A 25,962-nucleotide genomic window follows, 5' to 3' on the forward strand; every position below is an offset into this window, starting at 1 on the left:
GGGCTGCGCTTTAGCGAAGTCCTAGCCCGAAACGCGAACTTGACCGAAGGGATTAGCCACCTATCAATCCCACAAATGCGGCGACCGCTTCAGCAACAGTAGCACCTGTTGCCACGCAAGAAGCTACTTTTTCAACAATCGACTTGCTTTCTTCTGGCGGCTTGCTTGCGAGAGAAGATAGCGCATTTGCGAATTGCTCAGCAGTGATACTGATGTTCATGCTGTTTTCATTTCCAACTTGAACGTTTTGGGCGTTTAATGAGCCAATGCTTATGTGGCTATTAGATGATCGAGGACTCATCACGGACTCCAAACTGTCAAAGTTAATTCCTTTCCACATTCTTGGCACACCGTTGGGAGCCGCATCAAACCGCAAGACTTTCTTGTCATCAAGTTCATTAACAACTTTTTCGACCATATCAGGATGATCGTTAATTGATTCTCCTGTGAGACCCTCAAATCTAACTTGTATATCAGGCCAGAGCAGCGCTTTGTTATCAGACAGTGAGGAAAGCATCTTGTGCAATACTTTCGCAATAGTAGCTTCATCCATTTATTGATACTCCTTCTGATTAATATGAGGCGGATAAATTTAATTCATCCAGCAAGCCAAATGACTACATCCATCTAGCACACACATTGGGGTCACACATTGCACATTGGGGTCAGGTCTTGCCTTTTACCTGCAAGCCCTAATCCGGGAATTCGCGCACATGCACGCCATTTGTATGCCATGAAGAGCGGCCGACGGGTACTGCCCCCGCTATATGCCAAGTCCTGAAAGCTCGATGGTTCAGACCTGCTTCGCGGTGGTGTCGGATGTTGATGGACCATTGCCTCCCTCTGGTCTGGAACGTTGTTGGTTGTTGTCCGTTCGAGCGGCCATTCTGCAACGTCTTGTCACAAGTTGACAACCGCCCCCTGGCATCTTGAACAGGTGGCGGCGTGCAACGAGTGCTTGGGCCATCGCTCTGGCCCTCTACCGAAGTTCTATCGTTTTTCCACAAATAAGCCGGTTTTCTATCAAAATGGTGCTCCCCCTATCCAAACGCCACCATGGCCGACACCCTCCTCGGTTTCCAACGCCTGGCCCAAGTCCACGGCATCCGCCCCGTGCAGCCGCTGTTCAGCCGCAGCCGCCTGGGGTCCGTGCGCCAGCGCGAGGTGGTGGACGGCCATGAGGTGTTGACCTGGCCAGCTCAGTACCAGCCGGCGGACAGCTTCCGGGGGCATTTCGAATTTGGGCTGAAGTACGAGCGGCTGCACTTCGAGTTCTTCTCGCGCCTGTTTGCCGCGCTGGACCCGGCCGAGGTGGCGGCATGGGTGCGGGACGAGCCCACAGGCCGCTACGCGCGCCGCACCGCTTTCTTGTATGAGTGGTTTACCGGGCGGCGGCTGGATGTGCCCGACACGGCGGCCAACATGGGCTATGTGGACGCCATCGACGGCGGGCAGTACCTTTCCGCACCTCGGCCCGAGCGGGTGCGGCGCTGGCGCGTCAACGACAACCTGCCCGGCTGGCCAGCGTTCTGCCCGCTGGTCTACCTGGAGCCGGAGGCCGAGCGCGGCTGGCTGTACGACGTGGCGGCCGGCGTGCAGCGGCTGGACGACACCTACGGCCCGGAGCTGTTGCTGCGCAGCGCGGCCTGGCTGACGTTCAAGGAGTCGCGCGCGAGCTTTGCTGTGGAGCACGAGGCCGACCAGGACGACAAGGTGCGCCGCTTTGCTGCGGCCATCGGCGAGTTCTGCGGCCGGCTGGACGACCCGATGTCGCCCGAGCACCTGCTGGCTTTGCAGAAAGCGGTGCTGGGGCCGCAGGCGCTGAGGCTGGGCATCCGCCAGTCGCCAGTGTTTGTGGGCCAGAGCAGCTTTCGCGCGCAGCTGGTGCACTACATCGCACCGGGTGAAGACCTGGTGCCTGTCATTCTGGATGCGTTGCGGCTGACGGAGCGTCGCACGCGGGGCGCCAACAGCGTGGCGCGGGCGGCGGCGGTGTCGTTCGCCTTTGTCTACCTGCACCCGCTGGCCGACGGCAACGGGCGGGTGCACCGCTTTCTGGTGAACCACCTGCTGGCGGCGGACCAGGTGGTGCCGCCGAACATCGTGGTGCCGGTGTCGGCCACGATTGCCGGCTCGGCCAAAGATCGGGCGCAGTACGACCAGGTGCTGGAGGTGGTGTCTCGCCCGTTCATGCAGGCCTATGCCGACGGCTACCGCTTCGGCCAGCACCGGTTGTGCGCCGACGGGGTGGAGACGAACTTCGAGTTCCTGCAGGCCGACGACGCGCAGCACGTCTGGCGCTACCTGGACTTGACGGCACACACGCGCTACCTGAGCGAGTTGCTGCGCCAGACGGTGGAGCACGAGATGGCGCAGGAGGCTCTGCTGCTGCGCCAGCACGACGCGGCGCGCGCCGCCATCAAGCGCTGGGTGGAAATGCCGGACGCGGACGCGGACCGCATCATCCGTTCGCTGCACCAAAGCCAGTGGGTGGTCAGCGGCAAACTGCGGCAGGAGCTGCCGGCGATTTTTGAAGAAGGCGGCGCGCACTATGGTGTGCACGAGCGGCTGGTCAGTGCAGTGTGCGCAGCGTTTGAAAGCGGTAACGGCGTTCAATCGAACAGCGACGCGTCCCCACCCGGCCGATAGCCCTCCGTCTCCAGCATCCGCCACTTGGTCACAGCGCCGCCCGTGGCGGAAAACCCGCCCGCTTTGCCGCCCGCCGCCAGCACACGGTGGCAGGGCACCACGGGCGCGAAGGGGTTGGCGCCCAGTGCCTGGCCAATGGCGCGGGCCAGGCCTTTGTCGCCCAGCTCGGCCGCCAGTTCGCCGTAGGTCAGCACCTGGCCGGGCGGGATGGCGCGGGCGCGCTCGTAAACCCGCTGGTGGAAGGCGGACAGGCGCGACATGTCGAGCACCAGGTGGCGCAGGTCGGCCGTGGCGCCGGTGGCACGGCCGGCCAGCAGGGCCTGCACGCCGCTGATGGCGGCTTGCACCGCCGGGGGTGGCACGGCTTCGGGCACCGGCCGGAGCAGGCTGCGCAGCAGCCGCGCCCGCGTGCCCTCGGGCATCAGCTCGGGCAACTGCACGGCGGTGATGCCCGCCGGCCCCCAGGCGATGCCGCAGGGGCCGAGCGTGGTGTCAAACAGGGTGTGGCCGCTGTCATGGTCCAGGGGGGTCATCCAGATGGCGCTCCGGTCTGCTGTGGGGCGATGGTCGGTAGAGGTGGGTGAGCCCGCATCATCGTTCATGGGGGCGTCTGTGGGGTGTCGCCGGCCCGCTACCATCGCCCGAACCGCCCTCAACGCCCGATGCAAGACGACCTGTTCGGCGACGCCGCGCCGCCGCCCCCGCCCACGCCACCCGGCAAACCCGATGCCCCGGCCAGCGAAAGCCCCGTGCCGCGTCGGCGCCGGGCGGACGATGTGCGGCCCGCCGCACACGGCCCCGAGCTGGCGGCGCTGGCGGCCGCCCTGCCCGCACGGCTGCGGCTGGGCAGTTCGTCGTGGAGCTATCCGGGCTGGGCCGGCATCGTGTGGGACGACCACCCTTACACCGACGCCACGCTGTCCAAACACGGCCTCACCGCCTACGGCCAGCACCCGCTGCTGCGCAGCGTCTGCATCGACCGCAGCTTCTACCGCCCGCTGACCGAAGCGCAGTTCGAGCGCCATGCGGCCCAGGTGCCCGACGACTTCCGCTTCGTGGTCAAGGCGCCAGCCTTGGTGACCGACGCGCAGGTGCGCGGCGAGGACGGCAAGGGCCGCCAGCCCAACCCGGCGTTTCTGGACCCGGCACTGGCCGTCAGCGAATTCATCGCCCCGGCGCTGGCCGGCCTGGGCGACAAGGTGGGCGCGCTGGTGTTCCAGCTCAGCCCCCTGCCCTTTGTGCAGTTGCAGCGCCTGCCGCTGCTGCTGGAGCGGTTGCGCACGATGCTGCGCGCGCTGCCCGATGTGCGCGGCGCCACGCCCGACGGCGTGGTGGCGGTGGAGGTGCGCGACCCGGAATGGCTCTCGCCCACCGTGGCGCCGCAACTGGCGACCGTGCTCAAGGAGACCGGTGCCACCTACTGCCTGGGCCTGCACGCCAAGATGCCGCGCCTGGCCGAGCAGTTGCCGCTGCTGCGCGCGCTCTGGCCCGGGCCGATGGTCTGCCGCTGGAACCTGAACCCGCTGCACGGCGCCTACGGCTACGAAGACGCGCAGCGCGAATACAGCCCGTACGACCGCATCCACGACGTGGACGCCGACACGCGTGCCCTGCTGGTGCGCACGGCCTGCGGCATCACCGGCGCCGGGCAGAACGCCTACATCACCATCAGCAACAAGGCCGAGGGCTGCGCGCCGCTGTCGGCGCAGGCGCTGGCCGAGGGCGTGTCAGCCCACCTGGCGCAGCGGCCCGGCGCCTGAGCCCCCGGCATCGGGCCCGCCACCAGCGCGCACGCGCAGCGAGCTGCTGACCCCTGCCAGCAGCGCCAGCCCGCCAGCCACCCAGAGCGCGACCGATTCGCTGAAGCCGTCGTGCTGCGGCCAGATCGAGAAGATCGCCGCCAGCAACACCGCCCCCAGGATCTGCCCGGTCTGGCGTGCCGTGCCCAGCATGCCGCTGGCGGCGCCACTGCGGTGCAGCGGGGCGGTGGTGACGATGGTGTGGTTGTTGGGCGCCTGAAACAGCGCAAAGCCGCCGCCGCACAGCGCCATGCGCCAGAACAGCTGGGCGCCGCTGGCGTCGGCGGGCAGCGCGGCCATGAGCATCAGCCCGGCGGCAAAGATCACCATGCCGGCGCCGCCCAGCCAGCCGGCCGGAAAGCGCCCGATCAGGCGCCCGGCCACCGGCGCCACCAGCACGGTGGCGATGGGCCAGCTGGTCAGCAGCAGCCCGGCGTCCATGGGCGAACGGCCCTGCACTTCCAGCAGCAGGAAGGGCAACGCCAGCGAGCCCAGCATCTGGGCGCTGAAGGCGCCGATGGACGACAGCATGGACAACGCGAACACCGGCAGGCGCAGCAGGTCCACGGCCAGCAGCGGCGCGGCCTGCCGGGCCTGGCGGCGCAGGTAGACCACGCCCACCAGCGCGCCGGCCGCCAGCAGCACCCAGCCGCGCAGCGGCGGCGCACCCGGTGCCGAGCCGCGCACACCGAGCTGTTCGACCGCCAGGAACAGCAGCGCGAACATCAGCACGTTGAGCACCACGTCCAGCGGCGCGATGCGGCCCTGGTCGCCGGCCGGCGGCGGGTTGGCCGGCAGCGCCCGGCGCCCGAGCCAGACGGTGATGGCGCCCAGCGGCAGGTTGATCACGAACAGCCAGGGCCACGAAGCCACCGACAGAATGCCCGCCGCCACCGCCGGGCCGGCCATGGTCGACGCGGCCACCACCATGGAATTGAGCGCGATGCCACGGCCGAGCCGGTGGCGCGGGTACGCCAGCCGCACCAGCGCGGTGTTCACGCTCAGCACCCCGGCGGCACCCAGCCCCTGCACACCGCGCGCCAGCGCCAGCGTGACCACGCTGGTGGCCAGCGCTGCCGCGAGCGAGGCGAGCACGAACAGCACCATGCCGACGAGGTAGACGCGGCGGTAACCCAGCCGGTCGCCCAGCGAGGCCAGCGGCAGCAGCATCACCAGCACCGCGATCTGGTAGGCGTTGACGACCCAGATGGCCTGCGAGGCCGGGGCCTGCATCTCGCGCGCGATGGCAGGCAGCGCCATGTTGACGATGCTGGTGTCGATGACGGCCAGCACCAGGCCGAGCACCAGCACCAGCACGGCGCGCCAGCGCTGCGCGGGGGGCAGTCCGTCGGTGCCTTCGAGTGCGGTCATCCGCGCACCCGCTGCACGGCCGGTGCCGGCCGCTGCCCGCCCAGGGTGCCCCAGGCCAGCGCCACGCCAGACAGCGCGCCCACCGCCATGCCGATCACCATGGGCAAGGGCTCGCCGTTGGCAAACAGGCCGACCACGCCCATGGCGACCGCGCCGCACAGCATCTGCAGCGTGCCCATGAGGGCCGACGCCGTGCCCGCCAGTGCGCCGTGCTCTTCCAGCGCCAGCACCGACACCGTGGGAATCACCAGCCCCATGAAGGCGCTGGCGATGAAGTACAGCGTCATCAGCACGGCCAGCCGGTCGCCCCCGGCCAGGTAGTAGGCCAGCAGCAGCGCCATCACCACGCCCGAGGCGGTGGCCGCCACGCGCGCCAGCGCCGCCAGGCCGAAGCGCCGCCCCAGCCAGCCGGTGAACTGCGCCGCGCCGATGAAGGCCAGCGCGTTGAGCGAGAAGGCCAGGCTGTATTCGGTGGGCGACAGGCCGTAGTGGTTGATCAGCACGAAGGGCGAGCCGGCCAGGTAGACGAAGAAGCCCGACATGGCGAGCGCGCCGATCAGCACCAGCCCCATGTAGTGCCGGTCACGCAGCAGCAGCGCGTAGGCGCGCAGCACCTCGCCCGGGCTGCCGCCGACACGCTCGGCCGGCGTGCGCGTTTCGCTCAGCGCGCCGCGCACCAGCAGCAAACCGGCCACGGCGGCCACCGCCACGGCCCAGAACACGCCGCGCCAGCCGGTGAGCGCGATCACCGCGCTGCCGGCCAGCGGCGCCAGGATGGGCGAGACGCTGAACACCAGCATGAGCAGCGCCATCAGCCGCGCGGCGTCGGCACCGGTGTGCAGGTCGCGCACGATGGCGCGCGGAATCGCCATGCCGGCAGCGGCCCCCAGGCCTTGCAGGAAGCGCAGGACCACCAGGGTGTGCACGTCGGTGGCCAGCGCGCAGCCGATGCTGGCCAGCGTGAACAGACCGAGCCCGAAGTACAGCGGCGGCTTGCGCCCGAAACGGTCGGACACCGGGCCGTAGAGCAACTGGCCCAGGCCGATGGAAAGGAAGAAGGCGGTCAGCGTGAGCTGCACGGCGCCCACCTCGGCACCCAGGCTGCGGCCGATGTCGGGCAGCGCGGGCAGGTACATGTCGATGGCGAACGGGCCGATGGCGGAGAGCAGGCCCAGTACGAGGGCCATTTTCAGATAACGGGAAAGCATCCCACGTATTGTCGCGGCTCGCGCGCACCGCGACACGGCCCTGCCGGGCAACCCCGCGCAACCGGGGTGCGTTCAGGTCGCGACCGGCAGAAACCGGGGCGCGGTGTTAGCCGGCGCGCAGCGCCTGGCGCAGGCCGACGCCCACCTCCGGCCGCTCGGCAAACGGGTCGGGCGGGTTGGTGCCCGCCACGATGGCGTCAAAGCGCGACTGCGCGTTGCCCAGCGCCTTGGGATGGCTGTAGATGTAGAACTGGTCGTCGCGCAGCGCCTGGAACACGCGCTGCGCCACCTCCGCCGCCGTCACCTTGCCGGCTGAGGTCGCCTTTTCGGTCATGGCCTGGCCGATGAGTTGGCTGGGTGTGGGCTTTTCGCCGGCCAGATCGCCGGGTTTGTTGCGGTGGCTCTGGCTGATGCCGGTGGCCACGAAGTACGGGCACAGCACGCTGGCGCCGATCTGGTCGGTCACCAGGCGCAGGTCCTGGTACAGGGTTTCGCTCAGGCTCACCACCGCGTGCTTGCTGACGTTGTAGACGCCCATGTTGGGCGGGGTCAGCAGGCCGGCCATGCTGGCGGTGTTGACGATGTGGCCCTGGTACGCCGGATCGGCCGCCGCGGCTTCGAGCATCATCGGCGTGAACAGGCGCACGCCGTGGATCACGCCCCAGACGTTCACGCCCAGCACCCATTCCCAGTCGCGCACGGAGTTTTCCCAGATCAGGCCACCCGAGCCCACGCCCGCGTTGTTGAAGACGAAATGCGGGGCGCCAAAGCGCGCTTTCACCGCTTGCGCCAGGGCCTCCATCTGCGCGGCGTCGGCCACGTCGACCTTGCGCGCCAGCACGGCGGCCCCCGTGGCCTCCAGCTCGGCCTGGGCCTTGTCGAGCGCGTCCTGCTGGACGTCGACCAGCACGAGGTTCATGCCCAGCCCGGCACCGATGCGCGCGCATTCGAGGCCGAAGCCCGAGCCGGCGCCGGTGAGAACGGCGGTCTTGCCCTGGAAATCCGTGATCATGAAAAGTCTCCTTGTTGCCTGGGTGATGAGGGGTCAGCGGCGCAACATCTCCAGATGCGGGATGCCGTCTTCGACATAGGGCTTGTCATCGGACACGAAGCCGTGCCGCTGGTAGAACGCTTCCAGATGCGCCTGCGCGCCGATGCGGATGGGCTGCGGCCCCCAGAGGGCTTCGAGCTGGCGCACCGCTTCGGCCATGAGCCGGTGCCCGAGGCCACCGCCGCGCGCCACCGGGGCCGTCACCACCCGGCCGATGCTGGCCTCGGCAAACGCCCGCCCCGCAGGCACCAGCCGCACGGACGCTTGCAGTTGCACCCGGCCGCTGCCGTCCACCGACTCCCCCAGCAGGTGCAGGCAGTGGGCGTCGAGGTCGTCCATGTCGAGGAACACGCATTGCTGTTCCACCACGAAGACCTCGGAGCGCAGGCGCAGCAGGCGGTAAAGCGTGTCGGCGGCCAGCGCGGAAAACGGCAGGCAGCGCCAGACGATGCCGTCTGCCGGCGCCAGCACGGTGCGTCCGCTCAAGCGCGGCCTTCCGGGCGCACCGCGCGCAGCACGTAGCCGATGCGCGGGAAGTGCACGTGCACGCGCCCGGCGCGCTCGTCGGTGCGCTCCAGCGTGTAGTGGGTGCGGGTGGCCGCGCGCAGGATGCCTTCGGTCGGTTCCTGGCCGAAGCTCTGCGCCGACACCGTGACCAGGCTGCCCAGGGGAATGCCGTGGTCGTCCTGGAAGGCCTCGTCGGGCAGCGGCGCGGGTTCGGCCGCGGCGGCCACGGCGATGGCGTCGGCCGCGCTCATCTTGGCGGGCTGGCCGTGGCCCAGTGCGGCCATGCGGTCCATCCAGGCCAGCACGCCGGGCGTGGCGTCGAGGATGCCCGCCACCGCCGGGTTCACCACGCGGGTGAACCACAGCGGGTGGTAGACGGCGAAGTCGGCGATGCAGGGCGCGTCGCCGAGCAGGAAAGGCTGGTCGTGCAGCATGTGCGCCAGGCGGCGCAGATAGCTGCGGTAGGCCGAGACGGCGTCGCCCGGGCGCAGCCGGGTCATGCCCGCGCTCATGGCGCCGCGGTCGGCGGCAAAGGCCTGGCCCACGGCGGGCGGCTGGCTGCCGAACAGTGCGGCCGCGCCCTTCGGGCTCAGGTTGTGGCCCATGGCGGCCCAGAACAGGTCGCTGTCGGCCCATTCGGCCACCACGCGCGCCAGCCCTTTGAGCGCCGCCGGGTACAGCGCCGGCGCGGGCTGGCGGTGCTCCAGCACGGTGGCGATGAGCGCGGTATCGCACCAGATGTCGGCCCCGATCTGCAGCAGCGGCGTGCGCCGGTAGCCCCCGGTGAGCGCGACCACGTCGGGCTTGGGCATGACGCTGGGAATGAACACGCTGTGCCAGGCCAGGCCCTTGAAGCCCAGCATCAGCCGCGCCTTCTCGGCGAACGGCGACATGGGGTAGTGGTGCAGGATCAGCTCGGACATGGAACCTCCGTCAGGGGCACAACGCGGCTGGCCGTTCAGACCAGCTTGACCAGTTGCTTGCCGAAATTCTTGCCCTTGAGCAGGCCCAGGAAAGCTTCGGGCGCGGACTCGATGCCTTGCGAAATGGTTTCGCGCGGACGCAGCTTGCCCTGCGCCACCAGACCGGCCAGTTCGGCCAGCGCCTCGGGCCAGACCTCCATGTGTTCGCTGACGATGAAGCCTTCCACCTTGAGGCGGTTGATCAGCATCAACGCCGGGTTGGCCATCGGCAGCGGCTGGCCATCGTAGCCAGCGATCATGCCGCACAGGGCGATGCGGCCGAAGGCGTTCATGCGCAGCATCACTGCGTCCATGACCATACCGCCGACGTTTTCAAAATAGCCGTCGATGCCCTTGGGCGCCACTTCCTTGAGCGCTTTGGCCAGCGAGTACATGTCCTTGTGCGGGCGGTAGTCGACGCAGGCGTCGAAGCCCAGCTCCTGCACCGCGTACTGGCACTTCTCGGCGCCACCGGCAATGCCCACCACGTGGCAGCCGCGCGCCTTGGCCAGCGCGCCGAAGGCGCTGCCCACGGCCCCTGTGGCCGCGCTCACCACCACGGTGTCACCGGCCTTGGGCGCAATGATCTTCACCAGCCCGTACCAGGCGGTCACGCCGGGCATGCCGACCGCGCCCAGGTAGTACGACAGCGGCACCTGGGCGGTGTCGACCTTGCGCAGCGCGCCGGGTTGCGAGGCGTCGACCACGCTGTATTCCTGCCAGCCGCCCATGCCGACGACCTTGTCGCCGGGCTGGTACCTGGGGTGCTGCGATTCGACCACTTCGCCCACGGTGCCGCCGATCATCACCTCGCCCAGCGGCTGCGACGCGGCGTAGCTTTTGCTGTCGTTCATGCGGCCGCGCATGTAGGGGTCGAGACTCAGGTAGTGGTGGCGCACCAGCACCTGCTGAGGCTGCAGCGCGGGGGTGTCCACGCTGACGAGCTTGAAGTTGGCGGTGGTGGCTTCGCCCTGGGGGCGGTTGTCGAGCAGGATCTGGCGGTTGGTGGGCATGGTCTTGTCTCCGGTGTGTGAAAGCTGCCGACAGGCAGCAGGATCAATCGGTCTGGATGGTGTTCAGGGGCTGGGTGGCCTTGCCCCCCACAGGCAGGCGCGGCACGTACTTGAAGGTGCCGGTGGCATGGGCGCACAGCCGGCCCTGGGCGTCGAGCACCCGGCCTTCGGTGAAGGCCATGGTGGCCGTGCGGTGCAGCAGCGCACCCTTGGCGATCAGCTCGCCCTGGGCCGCGCGGGTGAAGCTGGTCTTCATCTCGATCGTGACGCAGCCCATGGAAGCCTCCACAGACCGCGCCGCGTGCGCCATCACCACGTCGAGCAGGGTCATGCTGGCGCCCCCATGGACCACGCTGAAGGAATTGAGGTGGTCGTCAGAGGGCCGGAAGCGGATCTCCGCCTCACCCTCCCCGAACTTCAGCAGCTCAAAACCCAGGAGTTCGACAAACGGAATACGGACTTCAAATTTCATGGGTGGACGATACAACCGATGGCGCGCAATGTCTTCGTCGCAGGGTATCAAGGGTCCGGCTTTGCCTGCCCGAGATGCCGTCCCCCTTCGAAGCGGCGCAGCCGCGCCACAGAGGGGGGAAGCCGCCTCCGGCGGCGCAGGGGGGAGCCCTCGATCACCCCCCGGTGATGATGCTCACCCCACCGTCCACCGCCAGCCACTGGCCGGTGATGTGCTTGCCGGCGTCGGCCGCGTACAGCAGGGTGATGCCCTTGAGGTCTTCGTCGTCGCCCAGGCGGCCCAGCGGAGCGCTGGCCGCCAGCTTGTCCTCGCCCATGGCCTTGAGCGTGCCGACCGTCATCTTGCTGGGGAAGAAGCCCGGGCAGATCGCGTTCACGCGGATGCCGTGGGCACCCCACTCGGCCGCCAGCGCGCGCGTGAAATTGATCACCGCGCCCTTGGACGTGTTGTAGGCGATGGTCTTCATGCCCTTGGGGTTGCCACCCAGGCCCGCGATGGACGCGGTGTTGATGATGCTGCCCGTGCGGCGCGGGATCATGCTGCCCTTGGCGATGAGCTGGCTCAGGATGAAGTAGCTGCGCACGTTCAGGTCCATCACCTTGTCCCAGGCGTCGACAGGGTGGTCTTCGGCCGGCGCGCCCCAGGCGGCGCCTGCGTTGTTGACCAGGATGTCCACGTCGCCCACGCGCTGCAGGGTCTCGTCGGCCAGGTGCCTGATCTGGGTTTCGTCCTGGCAGTCGGCGGCGATCCAGCGGGCGTCGATGCCGGCGGCCTGCAACTCGGCGGTGGCGGCTTCGAGGTCGGCGGCCTTGCGCGAGCTGATCACGACGCGGGCGCCGGCTTCACCCAGCGCGTGGGCCATCTGCAGGCCCAGGCCGCGCGAGCCGCCGGTCACGAGGGCGGTCTTGCCCTTGAGGTCGAAAAGTTGCTGGATGGTGCGGGTCATGTCAGGTGTCTCCTTGGATTCGTCAGAAAGCGTCGTCGGGCAGCTCGGCGCAGGTCAGATCGCGTTCGCGCACGACCTGGAGCCAGGCCCCGATGCGCGGCAGCTCATAGTGAAAGAAATAGCGCGCGGCCGCCAGCCGGCCCTGACGCGCAGGCGACGCCACCGCCGCGTGCGCGACCAGGGCCACGTCGAGCCAGACCCAGGCCAGCACCGTGTGGCCGAAGGCCTGCATGTAGGGCACGGCGTTGGCCAGCGCCTCGGTCGGGTTGGCCGTCGCCCAGGCGGCTTTGGTGGCCGCGCCCACGGCCTGCAAAGCCTGGCCCAGCGCGTTGGCGTGGGCCGCCAGATCGGGCACCTGGATGGCGCGCTCGATGGTGGCGTTGATGCGGGCCGCCAGCAGTTGCAGGCCACGGCCGTTTTCCATCAGCACTTTGCGCCCCAGCAGGTCCATGGCCTGGATGCCGTGCGTGCCTTCGTGGATCATGTTCAACCGGTTGTCGCGCCAGTACTGCTCGACCGCAAAGTCGCGCGTATAGCCGTAGCCGCCGTGGATCTGGATCGCCAGCGAATTGGCTTCCAGGCAGAACTCGCTGGGCCAGCTCTTGATGATGGGCGTGAGCACCTCCAGCAGCAGGCGTGCCTCGTCGGCCGCCTCAGTCGTGCCGGTGTGCTGCTCGTCGATCAGCCGTGCGCCGTACAGCGCGAGCGCCAGCGCGCCTTCGCTGTAGCTCTTCTGGGCCAGCAGCATGCGCTTGACGTCGGCGTGTTCGATGATGCGCACCTGCGGCTGGGCCGGGTCTTTGCCGGCCGCACCCATGGGCCGGCCCTGTGGCCGGTTCCTCGCGTAGTCGAGGCTGGCCTCGTAACCCGCATAACCGAGCATGGTGGCCGCCATGCCGATAGCAATGCGGGCCTCGTTCATCATGTGGAACATGCAGCGCAGGCCCTCGCCGGGCTTGCCCACGAGGTAACCGATGGCGCCCGCGCCGCCGCGCACCGGGTACTTGCCTTCGCCGAAGTTCAGCAGCGTGTTGGTGGTGCCGCGCCAGCCCAGCTTGTGGTTCAGACCGGCCAGGGCCACGTCGTTGCGCTCGCCGGTGAGCCGACCGTCGGTGTCCACTAGGTGCTTGGGCACGATGAACAGCGAAATGCCCTTGACACCCGGCACCGGCTTGCCGTCGGCGCCCGGGATCTTGGCCAGCACCAGGTGCACGATGTTCTCGGCCAGTTCGTGGTCGCCCGAGGAGATCCACATCTTGTTGCCGGTGAGGCGGTAGCGCGGCCCGAGCGGATCGGTTTCATGGCCGTCGCCATCGGGCACGGCGCGCGTGACCACGTCGCTCAGGCTGGAGCCGGCCTGCGGCTCCGACAGGCACATGGTGCCGGTGAAGCGGCCGTTGAACTCATTGAGCGCGAACACCTGCTTCTGCAACTCGGTACCGTGCGCCATCAGCAGGTTGGCATTGCCCGTGGTCAGCAGGTTGGAGCCGATGCTGATCGAGGCTTTGGCAAAGAAGGTGTTGGCCGCAGACTCGACCAGGAACGGCAGTTGCATGCCGCCGATGTCGTCATCCTGTGCGGCGCTCAGCATGCCCGATTCGGCATAGGCCAGGCGCGCGTCGTGGGTCGCCTGCGGCAGGATGACCTTTTCGCCGTCGAACTGCGGCTCCTGCGTGTCCACCAGGCGGTTGAAAGGCGCGAATTTTTCGCGCGCGATGCGCTCGCAGGTGTCGAGCACCGCGTCGAAGGTTTCGCGGTTGTGGTCGGCAAAACGCTCGCGCTGGTTCAGGCGTTCGGCGCCCAGCCAGTCGTAAAGCAGGAAGTCGAGGGTGGGGCGCAGGCTCATGACGGTCCATCCTAGTCGGGTAACAAACCCGTCATGCCCGCGAACGCGGGCATCCAGGCACAGCTGACGTTGAGCCACTGGACTCCCGCGTTCGCGGGAGTGACGGGAAGATAGGCAACAGCAACGCGAGCGGGATGCCCGATATGCTTACAACACCTCGAAAACCCCGGCCGCGCCCATGCCGCCGCCGATGCACATGGTCACGCACACGCGCTTGGCGCCGCGGCGCTTGCCTTCGATCAGGGCGTGGCCGGTCAGGCGCTGGCCCGACACGCCGTAGGGGTGGCCCACGGCGATGGCGCCGCCGTTGACATTGAGGCGGTCGGCCGGGATGCCCAGCTTGTCGCGGCAGTAGATCACCTGCACGGCGAAGGCTTCGTTGAGCTCCCACAGGTCGATGTCGCCGATCTTCAGACCCAGGCGCGAGAGCACCTTGGGGATGGCGAACACCGGGCCAATGCCCATTTCGTCCGGCTCGCAACCGGCGACGGCGAAGCCCAGGAAGCGACCCAGCGGCTGCAGGCCTTTCTTCTGGGCCAGGGTTTCGTCCATCAGCACGCAGGCGCCGGCGCCGTCCGAAAACTGGCTGGCATTGCCGGCCGTGATCAGGCCGCCCGGCAGGGCCGAACGCAGGCCGGAAATGCCTTCCTTGGTGGTGCCGGCGCGGATGCCCTCGTCGTTCTCGACCGTGACCTGTTTGGTCATCAGACCCATAACCTTGTCGGCCACGCCGGCGGTCACGGTGATGGGCGCGATCTCGGCCTTGAACAGGCCGGCTTCCAGCGCGGCCGTGGCCTTCTGCTGGCTGGCGGCGCCGTACTCGTCCATTGCGTCACGGCCGATGTTGTAGCGCTTGGCCACCTGTTCGGCGGTCTGCAGCATGTTCCAGTAGATCTCGGGCTTCTGCTTCTCCAGCGCGAGGTCCTTGAGCATGTGCTGGTTCATTTCCTGCTGCACGCAGGAAATGCTTTCCACACCGCCGGCCACATAGACCGAACCTTCGCCCGCGATGATGCGCTGGGCGGCCAGGGCGATGGTCTGCAGGCCCGATGAGCAGAAGCGGTTGACGGTCATGCCCGAGACGGTGATGGGCAGGCCGGCCTTGAGGGCGATCTGGCGCGCGATGTTGGCGCCGGTCGCGCCTTCGGGCGTGGCGCAGCCCATGATCACGTCTTCGACTTCGGCGGCTTCAATGCCGGCGCGCTGCACGGCGTGCTGCACCGCGTGGCCACCGAGCGTGGCGCCATGGGTCATGTTGAAGGCGCCCTTCCAGCTTTTGGTCAGGGGCGTGCGGGCGGTGGAAACGATGACGGCGTTGGTCATGGTGGTGTCCTCAAATCGGGGTTCGTGCGGTCATCAGAACGTGGCGCCTTCGGCGGCGAGCCTGGCGAGCAGCGGCGCGGGCTCCCAGAACTTGGCGTCGTCCAGCGGGTTCTTGGCAAAGCGCTTCATGGCCTGGACCACGTTGAACAGGCCCACCTCGTTGGCGTAGTTCAGCGGGCCGCCACGGTGCACCGGGAAGCCGTAGCCGAAGATGTAGACCACGTCGATGTCGCTGGCCTTGTTGGCGATGCCCTCTTCCAGGATGTGTGCGGCTTCGTTCACCAGCGAGAACACCAGGCGCTGCACGATCTCTTCGTCGGAGATCTTGCGCGGCGTGATGCCCTGCGCCTTGCGGTGCTCGACAATCATCTGCTCGACCTCGGCGTTCGGGATGGCGTCGCGCTTGCCCGGCACGTAGTCGTACCAGCCCTTGCCCACCTTCTGGCCGAAGCGGCCGAGTTCGCACAGCAGGTCGGCGGTCTTGCTGTACTTCATGTCAGGCTTTTCCTGGTAGCGGCGCTTGCGGATCGCCCAGCCGATGTCGTTGCCAGCCAGGTCGCCCATGCGGAACGGGCCCATGGCGAAACCGAACTTCTCGATCGCCTTGTCCACCTGGGCCGGGGTGCAGCCTTCGTCGAGCAGGAAACCGCCCTGGCGGCCGTACTGTTCGATCATGCGGTTGCCGATGAAGCCGTCGCACACGCCCGACACCACGGCCACCTTCTTGATCTTCTTGGCCACCGTCATCACCGTGGCCATCACGTCCTTGGCGGTCGCGTCACCGCGCACCACTTCCAGCAGCTTCATCACGTTGGCCGGGCTGAAGAAATGCAGGCCGACCACGTCCTGCGGACGCTTCGTGAAGTGGGCGATCTTGTTGACGTCGAGCGTCGAGGTGTTGGACGCCAGGATGGCACCGGGCTTCATCACGCGGTCGAGCTCCTTGAACACCGCTTCTTTGACGCCCAGTTCCTCGAACACCGCCTCGATCACGAGGTCGGCGTCCTTGAGGTCGTCGTAGCTCAGCGTGGTGCTCAGCAGCGCCATGCGCTGCTCGTATTTGTCCTGCTTGAGCTTGCCCTTCTTGACCTGCGCCTCGTAGTTCTTGCGCATCACGCCGGTGCCACGGTCCAGCGCTTCCTGCTTCATCTCCAGCATGATCACGGGGATGCCGGCGTTGAGGAAGTTCATGGCGATGCCGCCACCCATGGTGCCGGCGCCGATGACGGCAACCTTCTCGATCTTGCGCTGCGGCGTGTCTTCGGGCACGTCGGGAATCTTGCTCGCGGCGCGCTCGGCGGTGAACAGGTGGCGCAGCGCGCGGCACTCGGCGGTCCACATCAGGTTGATGAAGATCTCGCGCTCGAAAGCCATGCCTTCGGCAAACTTCTTCTTGGTCGCGGCTTCGACGGCGTCCACGCACTTGGCGGGCGCCGGGAAGTTCTTGCTCATGCCCTTGACCATGTTGCGCGCGAACTGGAAGTAGGCGTCGCCGTCCTTGTGCTTGCAGGGCAGGTTGCGCACCAGCGGGAAGGCGGAGCCGTCGGCGTGCTTGGCCGACATTTCACGGGCCAGGGCCAGGGCTTCCTCGGCCAGGGTTTCGGCCGAAGCGGCCAGCTTGTCGAACAGCTTCTGGCCGGGCAACTGGGCCAGCATCTCGCTCTTGACCGGCTCACCGCTGACGATCATGTTCAGCGCGGCTTCCACGCCCAGCACGCGCGGCAGGCGCTGCGTGCCGCCGGCGCCAGGGATCAGGCCCAGCTTGACTTCCGGCAGGGCCACGTTGGTGCCCGGCGCGGCAATGCGGTAGTGCGCGCCCAGCGCCAGTTCCAGCCCACCACCCATGGCCACGCTGTGCACGGCCGCGACGACGGGTTTGGTGGTGTTTTCCACCCGGGTGATCACCGACAGGAGGTTGGGCTCCTGGATGGCCTTGGGGGTGCCGAATTCGCGGATGTCGGCGCCGCCCGAAAAGGCCTTGCCGGCGCCGGTGAGCACGACGGCTTTGACGGCCGGATCGTTCTCGGCCTTCTCCAGCCCATCGACGATGGCCTGGCGGGTGGACAGCCCCAGACCGTTGACCGGCGGGTTGTTCAGCGTGATGACGGCCACATCGCCGTGGACCTGGTACTCAGCGGTCATGGAATCTCCTCGGGTGAAGCGAAAACGGTTCAAAAAAGAACGGTCGTGCGATTTTAGAAAGATTGTGCGGCGCGGCAAGGGCCGATTGTCGCGAGGGAGTCAACCGGCGCTGGCAACACGCGAAGAAAGACGATCGGCGCCGGGCCACCCCAAGGCCGGATCAGCCCCCTCGGGAGGCAGCGACCCTCGCAGGGGTGGCGCATGGGGGCCATCTAGACCTCCAGCCACTCCTTGCGCGTGTAAGGATCGGCGCGCAGGCTGTCGGGCGTGCCCTGGAAGACGATGCTGCCGTGGCCCATGACCAGCGCACGGTCGGAAATGGCCATGGCGATGGTCAGCTTCTGCTCGATCAGCAGCACCGAAATGCCGCGCGCCTTGAGCTTCTGCAGGTATTCGCCCACCAGTTCCACGATCTTCGGCGCCAGCCCTTCGGTCGGCTCGTCGATGATGATCAGGTCCGGGTCCCCCATCAGGGTTCGGCACAGGGTCAGCATCTGCTGCTCGCCGCCCGAGAGCACGCCCGCTTCGGTGTGCTGCCGCTCCTTCAGGCGCGGGAACATGGCGTACATGTCGTCAAAGTTCCAGCGCGAGTCTTTGCCGCTGCCCTTCTGCCCCAGCAGCAGGTTCTGGTGCACCGTGAGCTTGGGAAAGATGTCGCGGTTTTCCGGTACGTAGCCGATGCCCAGGTGCGCCACTTCGAACGGCTTGCGCCCGGCGATGGCCTTGCCCTTCCAGTCGATGGTGCCTTCGCAATCCACCAGCCCCATGATGGCCTTGGCCGTGGTCGATCGGCCCGAGCCGTTGCGTCCCAGCAGGGCCACGATCTCGCCGGAGCCCACGTCGAAGCTCACGCCATGCAGCACGTGGCTCTTGCCGTAGTAGGCATGGAGGTTTTCGATTTTCAGCATCCCCATTCCTCCTTCAATGGCCGGCTTCGGCCGCCTGCTGGTCGGCCAGCACCGAACCCAGGTAGGCCTCCTGGACCTTGGGATTGGCGCGCACGGCTTCCGGCGTGTCGAACGCGATCACCTCGCCGTAGACCACCACCGCGATCTTGTCGGCCAGGCCGAACACCACGCCCATGTCGTGCTCCACGGTCAGCAGCGTCTTGCCCACCGTGACCTCGCGGATCAGCTCGATGAAGCGGCTGGTCTCGCTCTTGCTCATGCCCGCCGTGGGCTCGTCGAGCAGGATCACGTTGGCTCCGCCAGCGATGGTGATGCCGATCTCCAGCGCGCGCTGCTCGGCGTAGGTGAGGTTCATCGCCAGGGTGTCGCGCTTCTTGTCGAGGCGGATCATCTGCATCAGCTCTTCGGCCCGCTGGTTGGCATCGTCCATGCCGGCCAGGAAGCGGAACAGCGTGTAGCGGTAGCCCAGGCTCCAGAGCACGCCGCAGCGCAGGTTTTCGAACACGCTCAGCTTGGGGAAGATGTTGGTGATCTGGAAGCTGCGCGAAAGGCCCAGGCGGTTGATCTCGAAAGGCTTCTTGCCGTTGATGCGCGCACCGTTGAGCAGCACGTCGCCGCTGGTGGGGGCGAAGCGGCCCGAGATCAGGTTGAACAGCGTGGACTTGCCAGCGCCGTTGGGACCGATGATGGCCACGCGCTCGCCGGAGCGCACCGCCAGATGGGCGCCGCGGATGATCTCGGTCTTGCCGAAGCTCTTGCGCAGGTCGCGCAATTCCAGCGCGAACCCGCCCGCGTGGACGTGGCTCATCGCCTGTTCAAACCGCTGGCTCTCTGCGGTGGGGGGCATTGCCGTGCTCATTCCGTCTCCCGTCGCTTGATTTCTTTCTCGATGTCGGCCTGGATGGCCGACCACTGGGCGCGGAACTGGCGCCGCGCCAGCTCGAACACTCCGAGGCTGGTGAGGGTGGCGAACAGCGCGCCGAACCAGGTGCCCGCCGAGCGCACGTGCAGCTCCATGCCGAGGTACTTGACGGTGTCACCCATCGCGGCGTCGAGCTTGAGGTGGTAGATCATCTCGATCATCGACCCGGCCCCCAGCAGCACGAGCACGGCCCCCACCCCCAGCACCAGGTACGAGACCCACACCTCGCGCAGGCGCCCGAACGAGGCCACGCGCAGGTTCATCATGATCAGGCTGGCGATGCCGCCAGGCGCGTACATCACCATGAAGAGAAACACCAGGCCCAGGTAGAGCAGCCAGGCCTTGGTCAGCTCGGAGAGCAGCACCGAAGCCAGCACCATCAGCACGCCGCCGATGATGGGACCGAAGAAGAAGGTGGCACCGCCCAGGAAGGTGAACAGCAGGTAGCCGCCCGAACGCACCGGCCCCACCACTTCGGCGGTCACGATCTCGAAGTTGATGCTCGCCAGACCGCCCGCGATGCCGGCGAAGAAGCCGGCAATCATGAACGCCAGGTAACGCACCATCTGGGTGTTGTAGCCGATGAACTCCACGCGCTCCGGGTTGTCGCGCACCGCGTTCAGGATGCGGCCCAGCGGCGTGCGGGTGAAGGCATACATCAGCGCCACGCACACGAAGGTGTAGACGGCGATGAGGTAGTACACCTGCACGGCCGGGCCGTAGGTGATGCCCATGAAGGGCTGGCCCGCCACCCGGTCGCCGGAAACGCCGGCCTCGCCGCCGAAGAACTCCGAAAACATGAGCGACATGGCGAACACCAGCTCGGCCATGCCGAGCGTGATCATGGCGAAGGTGGTGCCAGCCTTCTTGGTGGTCACGTAGCCGAACAGCATCGAGAAGAACAGCCCCGCCAGACCACCCACGATGGGGATCAGGCTCACCGGGATCGCCAGATCGCCCGCCGAGACGCTGTTGAGCGCGTGGATCGCCATGTACGAGCCCAGGCCCGAATACACCGCATGGCCGAAGCTGAGCATGCCGCCCTGCCCCAGCAGGATGTTGTAGGACAGGCAGGCGATGATGGCGATGCCCATCTGCGACAGCATGGTCACCGACAGGTTGCTGGTGAACAGCTTGGGCGACACCAGCAGCACGAGCGCAAACAGCGACCAGATGACCCAGCGGCCGACGTTCAGGGGTTTGAATTGGTAGTACTTCATGGCGTTCAGGTCTCCCGGGTCCCCAGCAGGCCCTTGGGCCGGAAGATGAGGATGAGCACCAGGAACAGGTAGGGCAGGATGGGCGCCACCTGCGACAACGTCAGTCGCAGCACGGAGTTGTTCTGCAGGCCTTCGGAGAGCTGCACACCCAGTTGCTGCGCGACGCTCACGAACGAATGGTCCATGCCGACCGCGAAGGTCTGGATCACCCCGATCAGCAGCGAAGCCAGGAAGGCGCCGGGCAGCGAGCCCATGCCCCCCACCACCACCACGACGAAGATCACCGAACCGACGGTGGCCGCCATGGCCGGTTCCGTCACGAACGTGCTGCCGCCGATCACCCCCGCCAGGCCGGCCAGCGCCGTCCCCACGCCGAACACCAGCATGAACACACGCGGCACGTTGTGGCCCAGCGCCTCCACCATCTCCGGGTGCGAGAGTGCCGCCTGGATCACCAGGCCGATGCGCGTGCGCGTCAGCAGCAGCCACAGCGCCACCAGCATCAGCACGGCCACCGCCATCATGAAGGCGCGCGTCGCCGGGAACGGCGAGCACAGTGTCCCTTCCACGCTGCACGCATCGCGTGCGGCCCCCCACACCAACTGGATCGAATCGTTGGCGTGGTGGACCAGCGTGAACGCCGGTCCACGCAGCAGCTCGGGCGGCGGGAACTCCACCGCCGTGCGGCCCCAGATGAGCTGCACCAGTTCCAGGATGATGTAGGAAAGGCCGAAGGTCACCAGCAACTCGGGCACATGGCCGAACTTGTGGACCTTGCGCAGGCTCAGCCGCTCGAACAACGCCCCCAGCACCCCCACCGCGACAGGGGCCACCACCAGCGCCGGCCAGAAGCCCAGCGTCTGCGAGGCTGTGTAGCCGATGTACGCGCCCACCATGTAGAAACTGGCGTGGGCGAAGTTGAGCACACCCATCATGCTGAAGATGAGCGTCAACCCCGAGCTCAACATGAACAGCAGCAAGCCGTAGCTCACCCCGTTGAGCATGGAGATGATGAAGAACTCCATGAGCAAAGCCTTTCACGCGCCGGCATCGCCGGCAAAAAAGATGACACCGCTTATCAGACGGTGTCATCGGTATTCGGCGGCCGCCCAGCGGCCCCCTTGACAACGCCCCGACGATAACCCGGGGTCCCTGTCAAACCGCCTTCAGCCCGGACGCTTCATCTGGCAGCTGGTGGGCGTGCTGGACACGTAGGAAGGGAATTCCTTGACCGGTGCCAGCGTCATGCCGGTGTTCTCCGGGCTGTACGGGTACTTGGCATCGGCCTTCTGCCAGACGGTCAGGTACAGCGGCTGCTGCAGTTGGTGGTCGGTCTTGCGCATCTCGACCTCGCCGTTGTAGTTGTTGATCTTCAGGCCTTCCATGGCAGCGGCCACCTTCACCGGGTCGGTGGACTTCGCCTTGGCGATGGCGGCACTGAGCACGTTGAACGCCGAGGGCACGGCGCCGGTGAACATGTCGTCGTTGTACTTGGCCTTGAAGTCAGCCATCCACTGGCCCATCTGGCCACCCATGTTGTAGTGCGAGTAGGCCACCTGATAGACCTTGCCGGCTCCCCCGGTGCCAAGGGCGGTCGGCGTGCCGGTCACCCCCGTGTAGTAGGTGTAGAACTTGCCGTTGTAGCCCCCTTCGTTGGCGGCCTTGATCAGCAGCGCCAGGTCCGAGCCCCAGTTGCCCGTGATCACCGTGTCGGCGCCCGAGGCCTTGATCTTGGCGATGTAGGGTGCGAAATCACGCACCTGGGCCAGCGGGTGCAAGTCCTCGCCGACGATCTGCACGTCGGGCCGCTTGCGCGCCAGATTCTCCTTGGCGAACTTGGCCACCTGATGGCCGTGCGAATAGTTCTGGTTGAGCAGATAGACCTTCTGCACATCCTTCTGGTCCTTCATGAAGGTCGTCATCGCTTCGAGCTTCATGGAGGTGTCGGCGTCGAAGCGGAAGTGCCAGTAGCTGCATTTGCTGTTGGTGAAGTCGGGATCGACAGCCGCATAGTTCAGAAACACCACCTCCTTGCCCGGATTGCGCTCGTTGTGCTTGTTGATGGCATCGATCAGAGCGCCAGCCACCGACGACCCGTTGCCCTGGGCCACGTAGCGGATGCCCTGGTCCAGCGCGGCCTTGAAGGCGTTGAGACTCTCGGCCGGACTCAGCTTGTTGTCGAACGCCACGATCTCGAACTTCACACCCGACGGGTTGCTGGCAGTGAACTTGTCGGCGAAGAACTGCCAGCTCTTCATCTGGTTCAGACCCAGCGGCCCCATCAGGCCCGTCTGCGGATCGATCAGCGCGATCTTGACCGTTTCGCCCTTCTGGGCGAAGGCGCTGGAGAGCGTGAGTGCGAGCGCGGCAACGGCGATGGACTTGTAGGCGAATTTCACGGGCTTGTCTCCTGCATCGAGGTTGAGTAAGGAAGCAGTCAGCGTACCGGGAGTCCGCGCAGACCTACTCAGGGATTGCCCCTAGCACCTATCGCGCAGGCGACTGCGCTCGCACATCCGTAGCACTATATGCGCGCCGTTTCAGCCGCGGAGCATGCGGCACGCCGTGCCGACACTGGCCTGCTCGGGCGCCAGATACGCCACCGGTGCAAAGGTGTAGTCCGTGCCTTCGGCCCCCACCGGATGGGCCGCATCGGTGTGCTGCCAGCGCGAGATGAACAGCCCGGTCTGCAACTGGTGATCCTGCGCCCGCATGCGCACCGGCCCGTTGAACCCTTCGAACACCAGGTTCTCCAGCCGCACCCCCACCCTCTCGACATCGGTGGACGCGGCATCGTGCATGGCCTGCAGCAGCATGCGCACACCGTCGTAGGCCGCATGCACCACCAGGTCCTCGCCATGACGCCGCCGGAACTCCGCCGCCAGGGGCCTCATGGGACCGGGCAGGTTGGTGTGCCCGGTGGCCACCTGGTACACCGGCAAGCGCTCGCCGCCTGCGGCCAGCGCGGCGGGTGTGCCGTTGAGTGAGGGGTAGTAGCCGAACAGCGGAATGCGGGCCCCGCGCTGGTGCAGGGCCTTGACCAGGCCCAGCATGTCGACACCCCAGTTGCCGGTCGCCAGCGCCTGGGCCCCCGAGGCCAGGCAGCGGTCCACATAGGGACCGAAATCCTGCCGGGCAAACGGCGGATGCAGCTCGTCGCCGACCACCTCGACATAGGCCGACTGGTGCGCCATCTCGGTGCGGAACCAGCGCGAGAACTGCTGGCCGTGCGCGTAATTCTGGTTGATGAGATAGATGCGCCGCCATTCGGTATGCCCGGCGATGAAGCGGGTCATCGCGCGCATTTTCATCGCGGTGTCGGCATCGACCCGGAAGTGCCAGGGGGTGCACCGTTCGCTGGTCAGGGCCGGGTCCATCGCGGCGTAGTTGATCAGCAGCACCTGTTGCCGGGGAAAGCGCCCGTTGTGCCGGACGATGGCCTCCGACAGGGCCGCCGAGACGCCCGATCCATTGCCCTGCACGATGTAGCGGAAGCCGTGGTCGATGGCGGCCTTCAGGGCGTTCAGGCTCTCCTGCGGCGAGGCCTTGTTGTCGAAACCCGCCACCCGCAGTTGCAGCCCCGCGGGATGGGCGTTGCCGCCCAGTTTTTCGGCCAGAAACTGCCAGCTTCGCAGGCTGTTGCGGCCGATGTCACCAGCGGGCCCCGACAGGGGATCGATGAACGCCAGCCGGACTTCCCGGCGGGCCTGGGCCCTTACCCCCGGCGCCACGCCGCCGAGCCCCGCGATGCCGGCCGCCGGCAGGCCCGATGCCAGCCAGGCCAGCAACCGCCTGCGGCTCAGCGGTGCCGGCAGTGGCATGGTGTCAGAGCCCCGGCAGGCGGTAGTCGGCCAGTTGCTGCCGCAGCGTCATCTTCTGCATCTTGCCGGTTGCGCCCAACGGAATCGCGTCGACGAAGACCACGTCGTCCGGGATCTGCCACTTGGCAATCTTGCCGTCGTAGAAGTGCAGCAACTCCTCGCGCGTGACTTCGGCACCCGGCTTCTTCACCACCACCACGATGGGCCGCTCGTCCCACTTGGGGTGCTTCATGCCGATGCAGGCGGCCATGGCCACGCCCGGGTGCGCCATGGCGATGTTTTCCACGTCGATGGAGCTGATCCATTCGCCGCCGGACTTGATCACGTCCTTGCTGCGGTCGGTGATCTGCATGAAGCCGTCGGCGTCGATGGTGGCCACGTCGCCGGTGGGGAACCAGCCGCGGCCGGCCGCGTCGTACTGCAGCGGATCACCGCCCTCGCCCTTGAAGTAGCTGGCGATGATCCAGGGGCCGCGCACCAGCAGGTCGCCGTAGGCCTTGCCGTCCCAGGGCAGTTCCTCGCCAGCGTCGTTGACGATCTTCATGTCGACACCGTAGACGCTGCGGCCCTGCTTGAGGCGCACCTTCAGTTGCTCTTCGGACGGCAGGGCCAGTTGCGCGTTCTTGAGCGTGCAGACTGTGCCCAGCGGCGACATCTCGGTCATGCCCCAGGCGTGCAGCACCTCGACGCCGTACTGGTCGTTGAAGGCCGAGATCATGGCCGGCGGGCAGGCCGAGCCACCGATCACGGTGCGCTTGAGCGTGCTGAACTTCAGGCCGTTGCCCTGCACGTGGCCGAGCAGCATCTGCCACACGGTGGGCACGCCGGCGGCCATGGACACCTGCTCGCCTTCAATGAGTTCGTACACCGACTTGCCGTCCAGCGCCGGGCCCGGGAACACCAGCTTGCTGCCCACGGCCGCCGCCGAATACGGCAGGCCCCAGGCGTTGACGTGGAACATCGGCACCACCGGCAGGATGGCGTCGCGTGCCGAGCAGCCCAGCGCGTCGGGCAGCGCCGCACCGTAGGCGTGCAGCAGCGTGGAGCGGTGCGAGTACACGGCGCCCTTGGGGTTGCCCGTGGTGCCGCTGGTGTAGCACAGGCTGGAGGCACAGTTTTCGTCGAACTCCGGCCAGGTGTAGGTGTCCGGCTGGGCATCGACCCAGGCCTCGTAGCTCTGCAGACCGGGGATGCCGCTGCCTTCGGGCAGCTTGTCGGCGTCGCACAGCGCGATCCAGTGCTTGACCCCCGGGCACTTGCTCCAGATGGCCTGCACCAGCGGCAGGAAGCTCATGTCGAAACACAGGGCGCGGTCGTCGGAGTGGTTGACGATCCAGGCCAGCTGTTCGGGATGCAGGCGCGGGTTGATGGTGTGCAGCACACGGCCCGAGCCGCTGACACCGAAATACAGCTCCAGGTGGCGGTAGCCGTTCCAGGCCAGCGTGCCGACGCGCTCGCCAAAGCCCAGGTGCAGGGCGTCGAGCGCGTTGGCGATCTGGCGCGCACGCCGGGCCACACCGCCCCAGGTGGTGCGGTGGATGTCACCCTCCACCCGGCGGGACACGATTTCCGTGGTGTGGTGATGGCGATCCGCGTGAACGATCAGGCTCGAAATCAACAACGGCTGGCTTTGCATCTGTCCCAGCATGGGAGCATCTCCTGTGATCTATGAAAAAAGGTGGAAACCGAAAAACGAACGGTCGTTCGCAGAACACCCCACATCATGCCCGATTCGGCCCCGGCTTCCCAGCCGGGGCTCCCCCTATATCCCCGCGGCCACCGCGCCCGGATCACCGGAGAGA

The 25,962-nt window shown here is 67.1% G+C and carries 22 protein-coding genes; 2 read left to right on the forward strand and 20 right to left on the reverse strand.

Going from position 1 to position 25,962, the window contains the following annotated elements; genetic code table 11:
- Nucleotides 1-52: 52 nt before the first annotated feature.
- Nucleotides 53-553, reverse strand: a complete 501-nt coding sequence (locus L0977_RS04920; protein WP_234263680.1) for an RIP homotypic interaction motif-containing protein — start codon at nucleotides 551-553, stop codon at nucleotides 53-55.
- Between the two features lie 503 nt (nucleotides 554-1,056).
- Between L0977_RS04920 and L0977_RS04925 the strand changes: the two genes are divergently transcribed.
- Nucleotides 1,057-2,649, forward strand: a complete 1,593-nt coding sequence (locus L0977_RS04925; protein WP_234263681.1) for a Fic family protein — start codon at nucleotides 1,057-1,059, stop codon at nucleotides 2,647-2,649.
- Here the strand turns inward: L0977_RS04925 and L0977_RS04930 are convergent.
- Nucleotides 2,613-3,182, reverse strand: coding sequence for a methylated-DNA--[protein]-cysteine S-methyltransferase (locus L0977_RS04930; RefSeq protein ID WP_234263683.1), 570 nt, complete (start codon nucleotides 3,180-3,182; stop codon nucleotides 2,613-2,615). The genes L0977_RS04925 and L0977_RS04930 overlap by 37 nt on opposite strands.
- 129 nt (nucleotides 3,183-3,311) lie before the next feature.
- On the opposite strand from L0977_RS04930, the gene L0977_RS04935 reads away from it, so the two are divergent.
- The gene (locus tag L0977_RS04935) at nucleotides 3,312-4,409 is read left to right on the forward strand and encodes a DUF72 domain-containing protein (protein WP_234263685.1); all 1,098 of its coding nucleotides are present in this window, start codon (nucleotides 3,312-3,314) and stop codon (nucleotides 4,407-4,409) included.
- Here the strand turns inward: L0977_RS04935 and L0977_RS04940 are convergent.
- From L0977_RS04940 to L0977_RS05025, 18 genes are all read right to left on the reverse strand, one after another.
- Nucleotides 4,377-5,819 carry an MFS transporter gene (locus tag L0977_RS04940; protein WP_234263686.1) on the reverse strand — a complete coding sequence of 481 codons (1,443 nt, stop codon included), beginning with the start codon at nucleotides 5,817-5,819 and terminating at the stop codon, nucleotides 4,377-4,379. The two genes, L0977_RS04935 and L0977_RS04940, sit on opposite strands and share 33 nt — an antisense overlap.
- The gene (locus tag L0977_RS04945) at nucleotides 5,816-7,006 is read right to left on the reverse strand and encodes a multidrug effflux MFS transporter (RefSeq protein ID WP_234263687.1); all 1,191 of its coding nucleotides are present in this window, start codon (nucleotides 7,004-7,006) and stop codon (nucleotides 5,816-5,818) included. The genes L0977_RS04940 and L0977_RS04945 overlap by 4 nt, the downstream gene beginning before the upstream one ends.
- Before the next feature lie 127 nt (nucleotides 7,007-7,133).
- Nucleotides 7,134-8,039 carry an SDR family oxidoreductase gene (locus L0977_RS04950; RefSeq protein ID WP_234263688.1) on the reverse strand — a complete coding sequence of 302 codons (906 nt, stop codon included), beginning with the start codon at nucleotides 8,037-8,039 and terminating at the stop codon, nucleotides 7,134-7,136.
- A gap of 33 nt (nucleotides 8,040-8,072) precedes the next feature.
- Nucleotides 8,073-8,564: a GNAT family N-acetyltransferase gene (locus tag L0977_RS04955; protein WP_234263689.1), complete on the reverse strand. Its 492-nt coding sequence runs from the start codon at nucleotides 8,562-8,564 to the stop codon at nucleotides 8,073-8,075.
- Complete coding sequence (locus L0977_RS04960; protein ID WP_234263690.1) at nucleotides 8,561-9,508, reverse strand: glutathione S-transferase family protein; 948 nt, start codon at nucleotides 9,506-9,508, stop codon at nucleotides 8,561-8,563. The genes L0977_RS04955 and L0977_RS04960 overlap by 4 nt, the downstream gene beginning before the upstream one ends.
- A gap of 35 nt (nucleotides 9,509-9,543) precedes the next feature.
- Complete coding sequence (locus tag L0977_RS04965) at nucleotides 9,544-10,560, reverse strand: NADP-dependent oxidoreductase (RefSeq protein ID WP_234263691.1); 1,017 nt, start codon at nucleotides 10,558-10,560, stop codon at nucleotides 9,544-9,546.
- A gap of 43 nt (nucleotides 10,561-10,603) precedes the next feature.
- Nucleotides 10,604-11,032 (reverse strand): PaaI family thioesterase, encoded by a 429-nt coding sequence (locus tag L0977_RS04970; RefSeq protein WP_234263692.1) that lies wholly within the window; start codon nucleotides 11,030-11,032, stop codon nucleotides 10,604-10,606.
- 154 nt (nucleotides 11,033-11,186) lie between these two features.
- Nucleotides 11,187-11,978 carry an SDR family oxidoreductase gene (locus L0977_RS04975; RefSeq protein WP_234263694.1) on the reverse strand — a complete coding sequence of 264 codons (792 nt, stop codon included), beginning with the start codon at nucleotides 11,976-11,978 and terminating at the stop codon, nucleotides 11,187-11,189.
- A 22-nt stretch (nucleotides 11,979-12,000) separates the two neighbouring features.
- Complete coding sequence (locus L0977_RS04980; protein ID WP_234263695.1) at nucleotides 12,001-13,824, reverse strand: acyl-CoA dehydrogenase; 1,824 nt, start codon at nucleotides 13,822-13,824, stop codon at nucleotides 12,001-12,003.
- A 147-nt stretch (nucleotides 13,825-13,971) separates the two neighbouring features.
- Nucleotides 13,972-15,147 (reverse strand): acetyl-CoA C-acyltransferase, encoded by a 1,176-nt coding sequence (locus L0977_RS04985; RefSeq protein ID WP_234263697.1) that lies wholly within the window; start codon nucleotides 15,145-15,147, stop codon nucleotides 13,972-13,974.
- A gap of 33 nt (nucleotides 15,148-15,180) precedes the next feature.
- Complete coding sequence (locus L0977_RS04990; protein WP_234263699.1) at nucleotides 15,181-17,289, reverse strand: 3-hydroxyacyl-CoA dehydrogenase NAD-binding domain-containing protein; 2,109 nt, start codon at nucleotides 17,287-17,289, stop codon at nucleotides 15,181-15,183.
- Between the two features lie 212 nt (nucleotides 17,290-17,501).
- Nucleotides 17,502-18,197 (reverse strand): ABC transporter ATP-binding protein, encoded by a 696-nt coding sequence (locus L0977_RS04995; RefSeq protein WP_234263700.1) that lies wholly within the window; start codon nucleotides 18,195-18,197, stop codon nucleotides 17,502-17,504.
- 13 nt (nucleotides 18,198-18,210) lie between these two features.
- Nucleotides 18,211-19,005, reverse strand: a complete 795-nt coding sequence (locus L0977_RS05000; protein ID WP_234263892.1) for an ABC transporter ATP-binding protein — start codon at nucleotides 19,003-19,005, stop codon at nucleotides 18,211-18,213.
- 47 nt (nucleotides 19,006-19,052) lie between these two features.
- The gene (locus L0977_RS05005; RefSeq protein WP_234263701.1) at nucleotides 19,053-20,339 is read right to left on the reverse strand and encodes a branched-chain amino acid ABC transporter permease; all 1,287 of its coding nucleotides are present in this window, start codon (nucleotides 20,337-20,339) and stop codon (nucleotides 19,053-19,055) included.
- 5 nt (nucleotides 20,340-20,344) lie between these two features.
- The gene (locus tag L0977_RS05010; protein WP_234263702.1) at nucleotides 20,345-21,364 is read right to left on the reverse strand and encodes a branched-chain amino acid ABC transporter permease; all 1,020 of its coding nucleotides are present in this window, start codon (nucleotides 21,362-21,364) and stop codon (nucleotides 20,345-20,347) included.
- A 141-nt stretch (nucleotides 21,365-21,505) separates the two neighbouring features.
- Nucleotides 21,506-22,738, reverse strand: coding sequence for a branched-chain amino acid ABC transporter substrate-binding protein (locus L0977_RS05015; RefSeq protein ID WP_234263703.1), 1,233 nt, complete (start codon nucleotides 22,736-22,738; stop codon nucleotides 21,506-21,508).
- A 141-nt stretch (nucleotides 22,739-22,879) separates the two neighbouring features.
- Nucleotides 22,880-24,160 carry an ABC transporter substrate-binding protein gene (locus L0977_RS05020; protein WP_234263704.1) on the reverse strand — a complete coding sequence of 427 codons (1,281 nt, stop codon included), beginning with the start codon at nucleotides 24,158-24,160 and terminating at the stop codon, nucleotides 22,880-22,882.
- A 4-nt stretch (nucleotides 24,161-24,164) separates the two neighbouring features.
- Nucleotides 24,165-25,808, reverse strand: coding sequence for a 3-(methylthio)propionyl-CoA ligase (locus tag L0977_RS05025; protein ID WP_234263706.1), 1,644 nt, complete (start codon nucleotides 25,806-25,808; stop codon nucleotides 24,165-24,167).
- Nucleotides 25,809-25,962 lie beyond the last annotated feature (154 nt).

This window comes from Hydrogenophaga sp. NFH-34 (assembly GCF_021401345.1).
In the GTDB taxonomy this organism is placed as follows: domain Bacteria; phylum Pseudomonadota; class Gammaproteobacteria; order Burkholderiales; family Burkholderiaceae_C; genus Hydrogenophaga; species Hydrogenophaga electricum.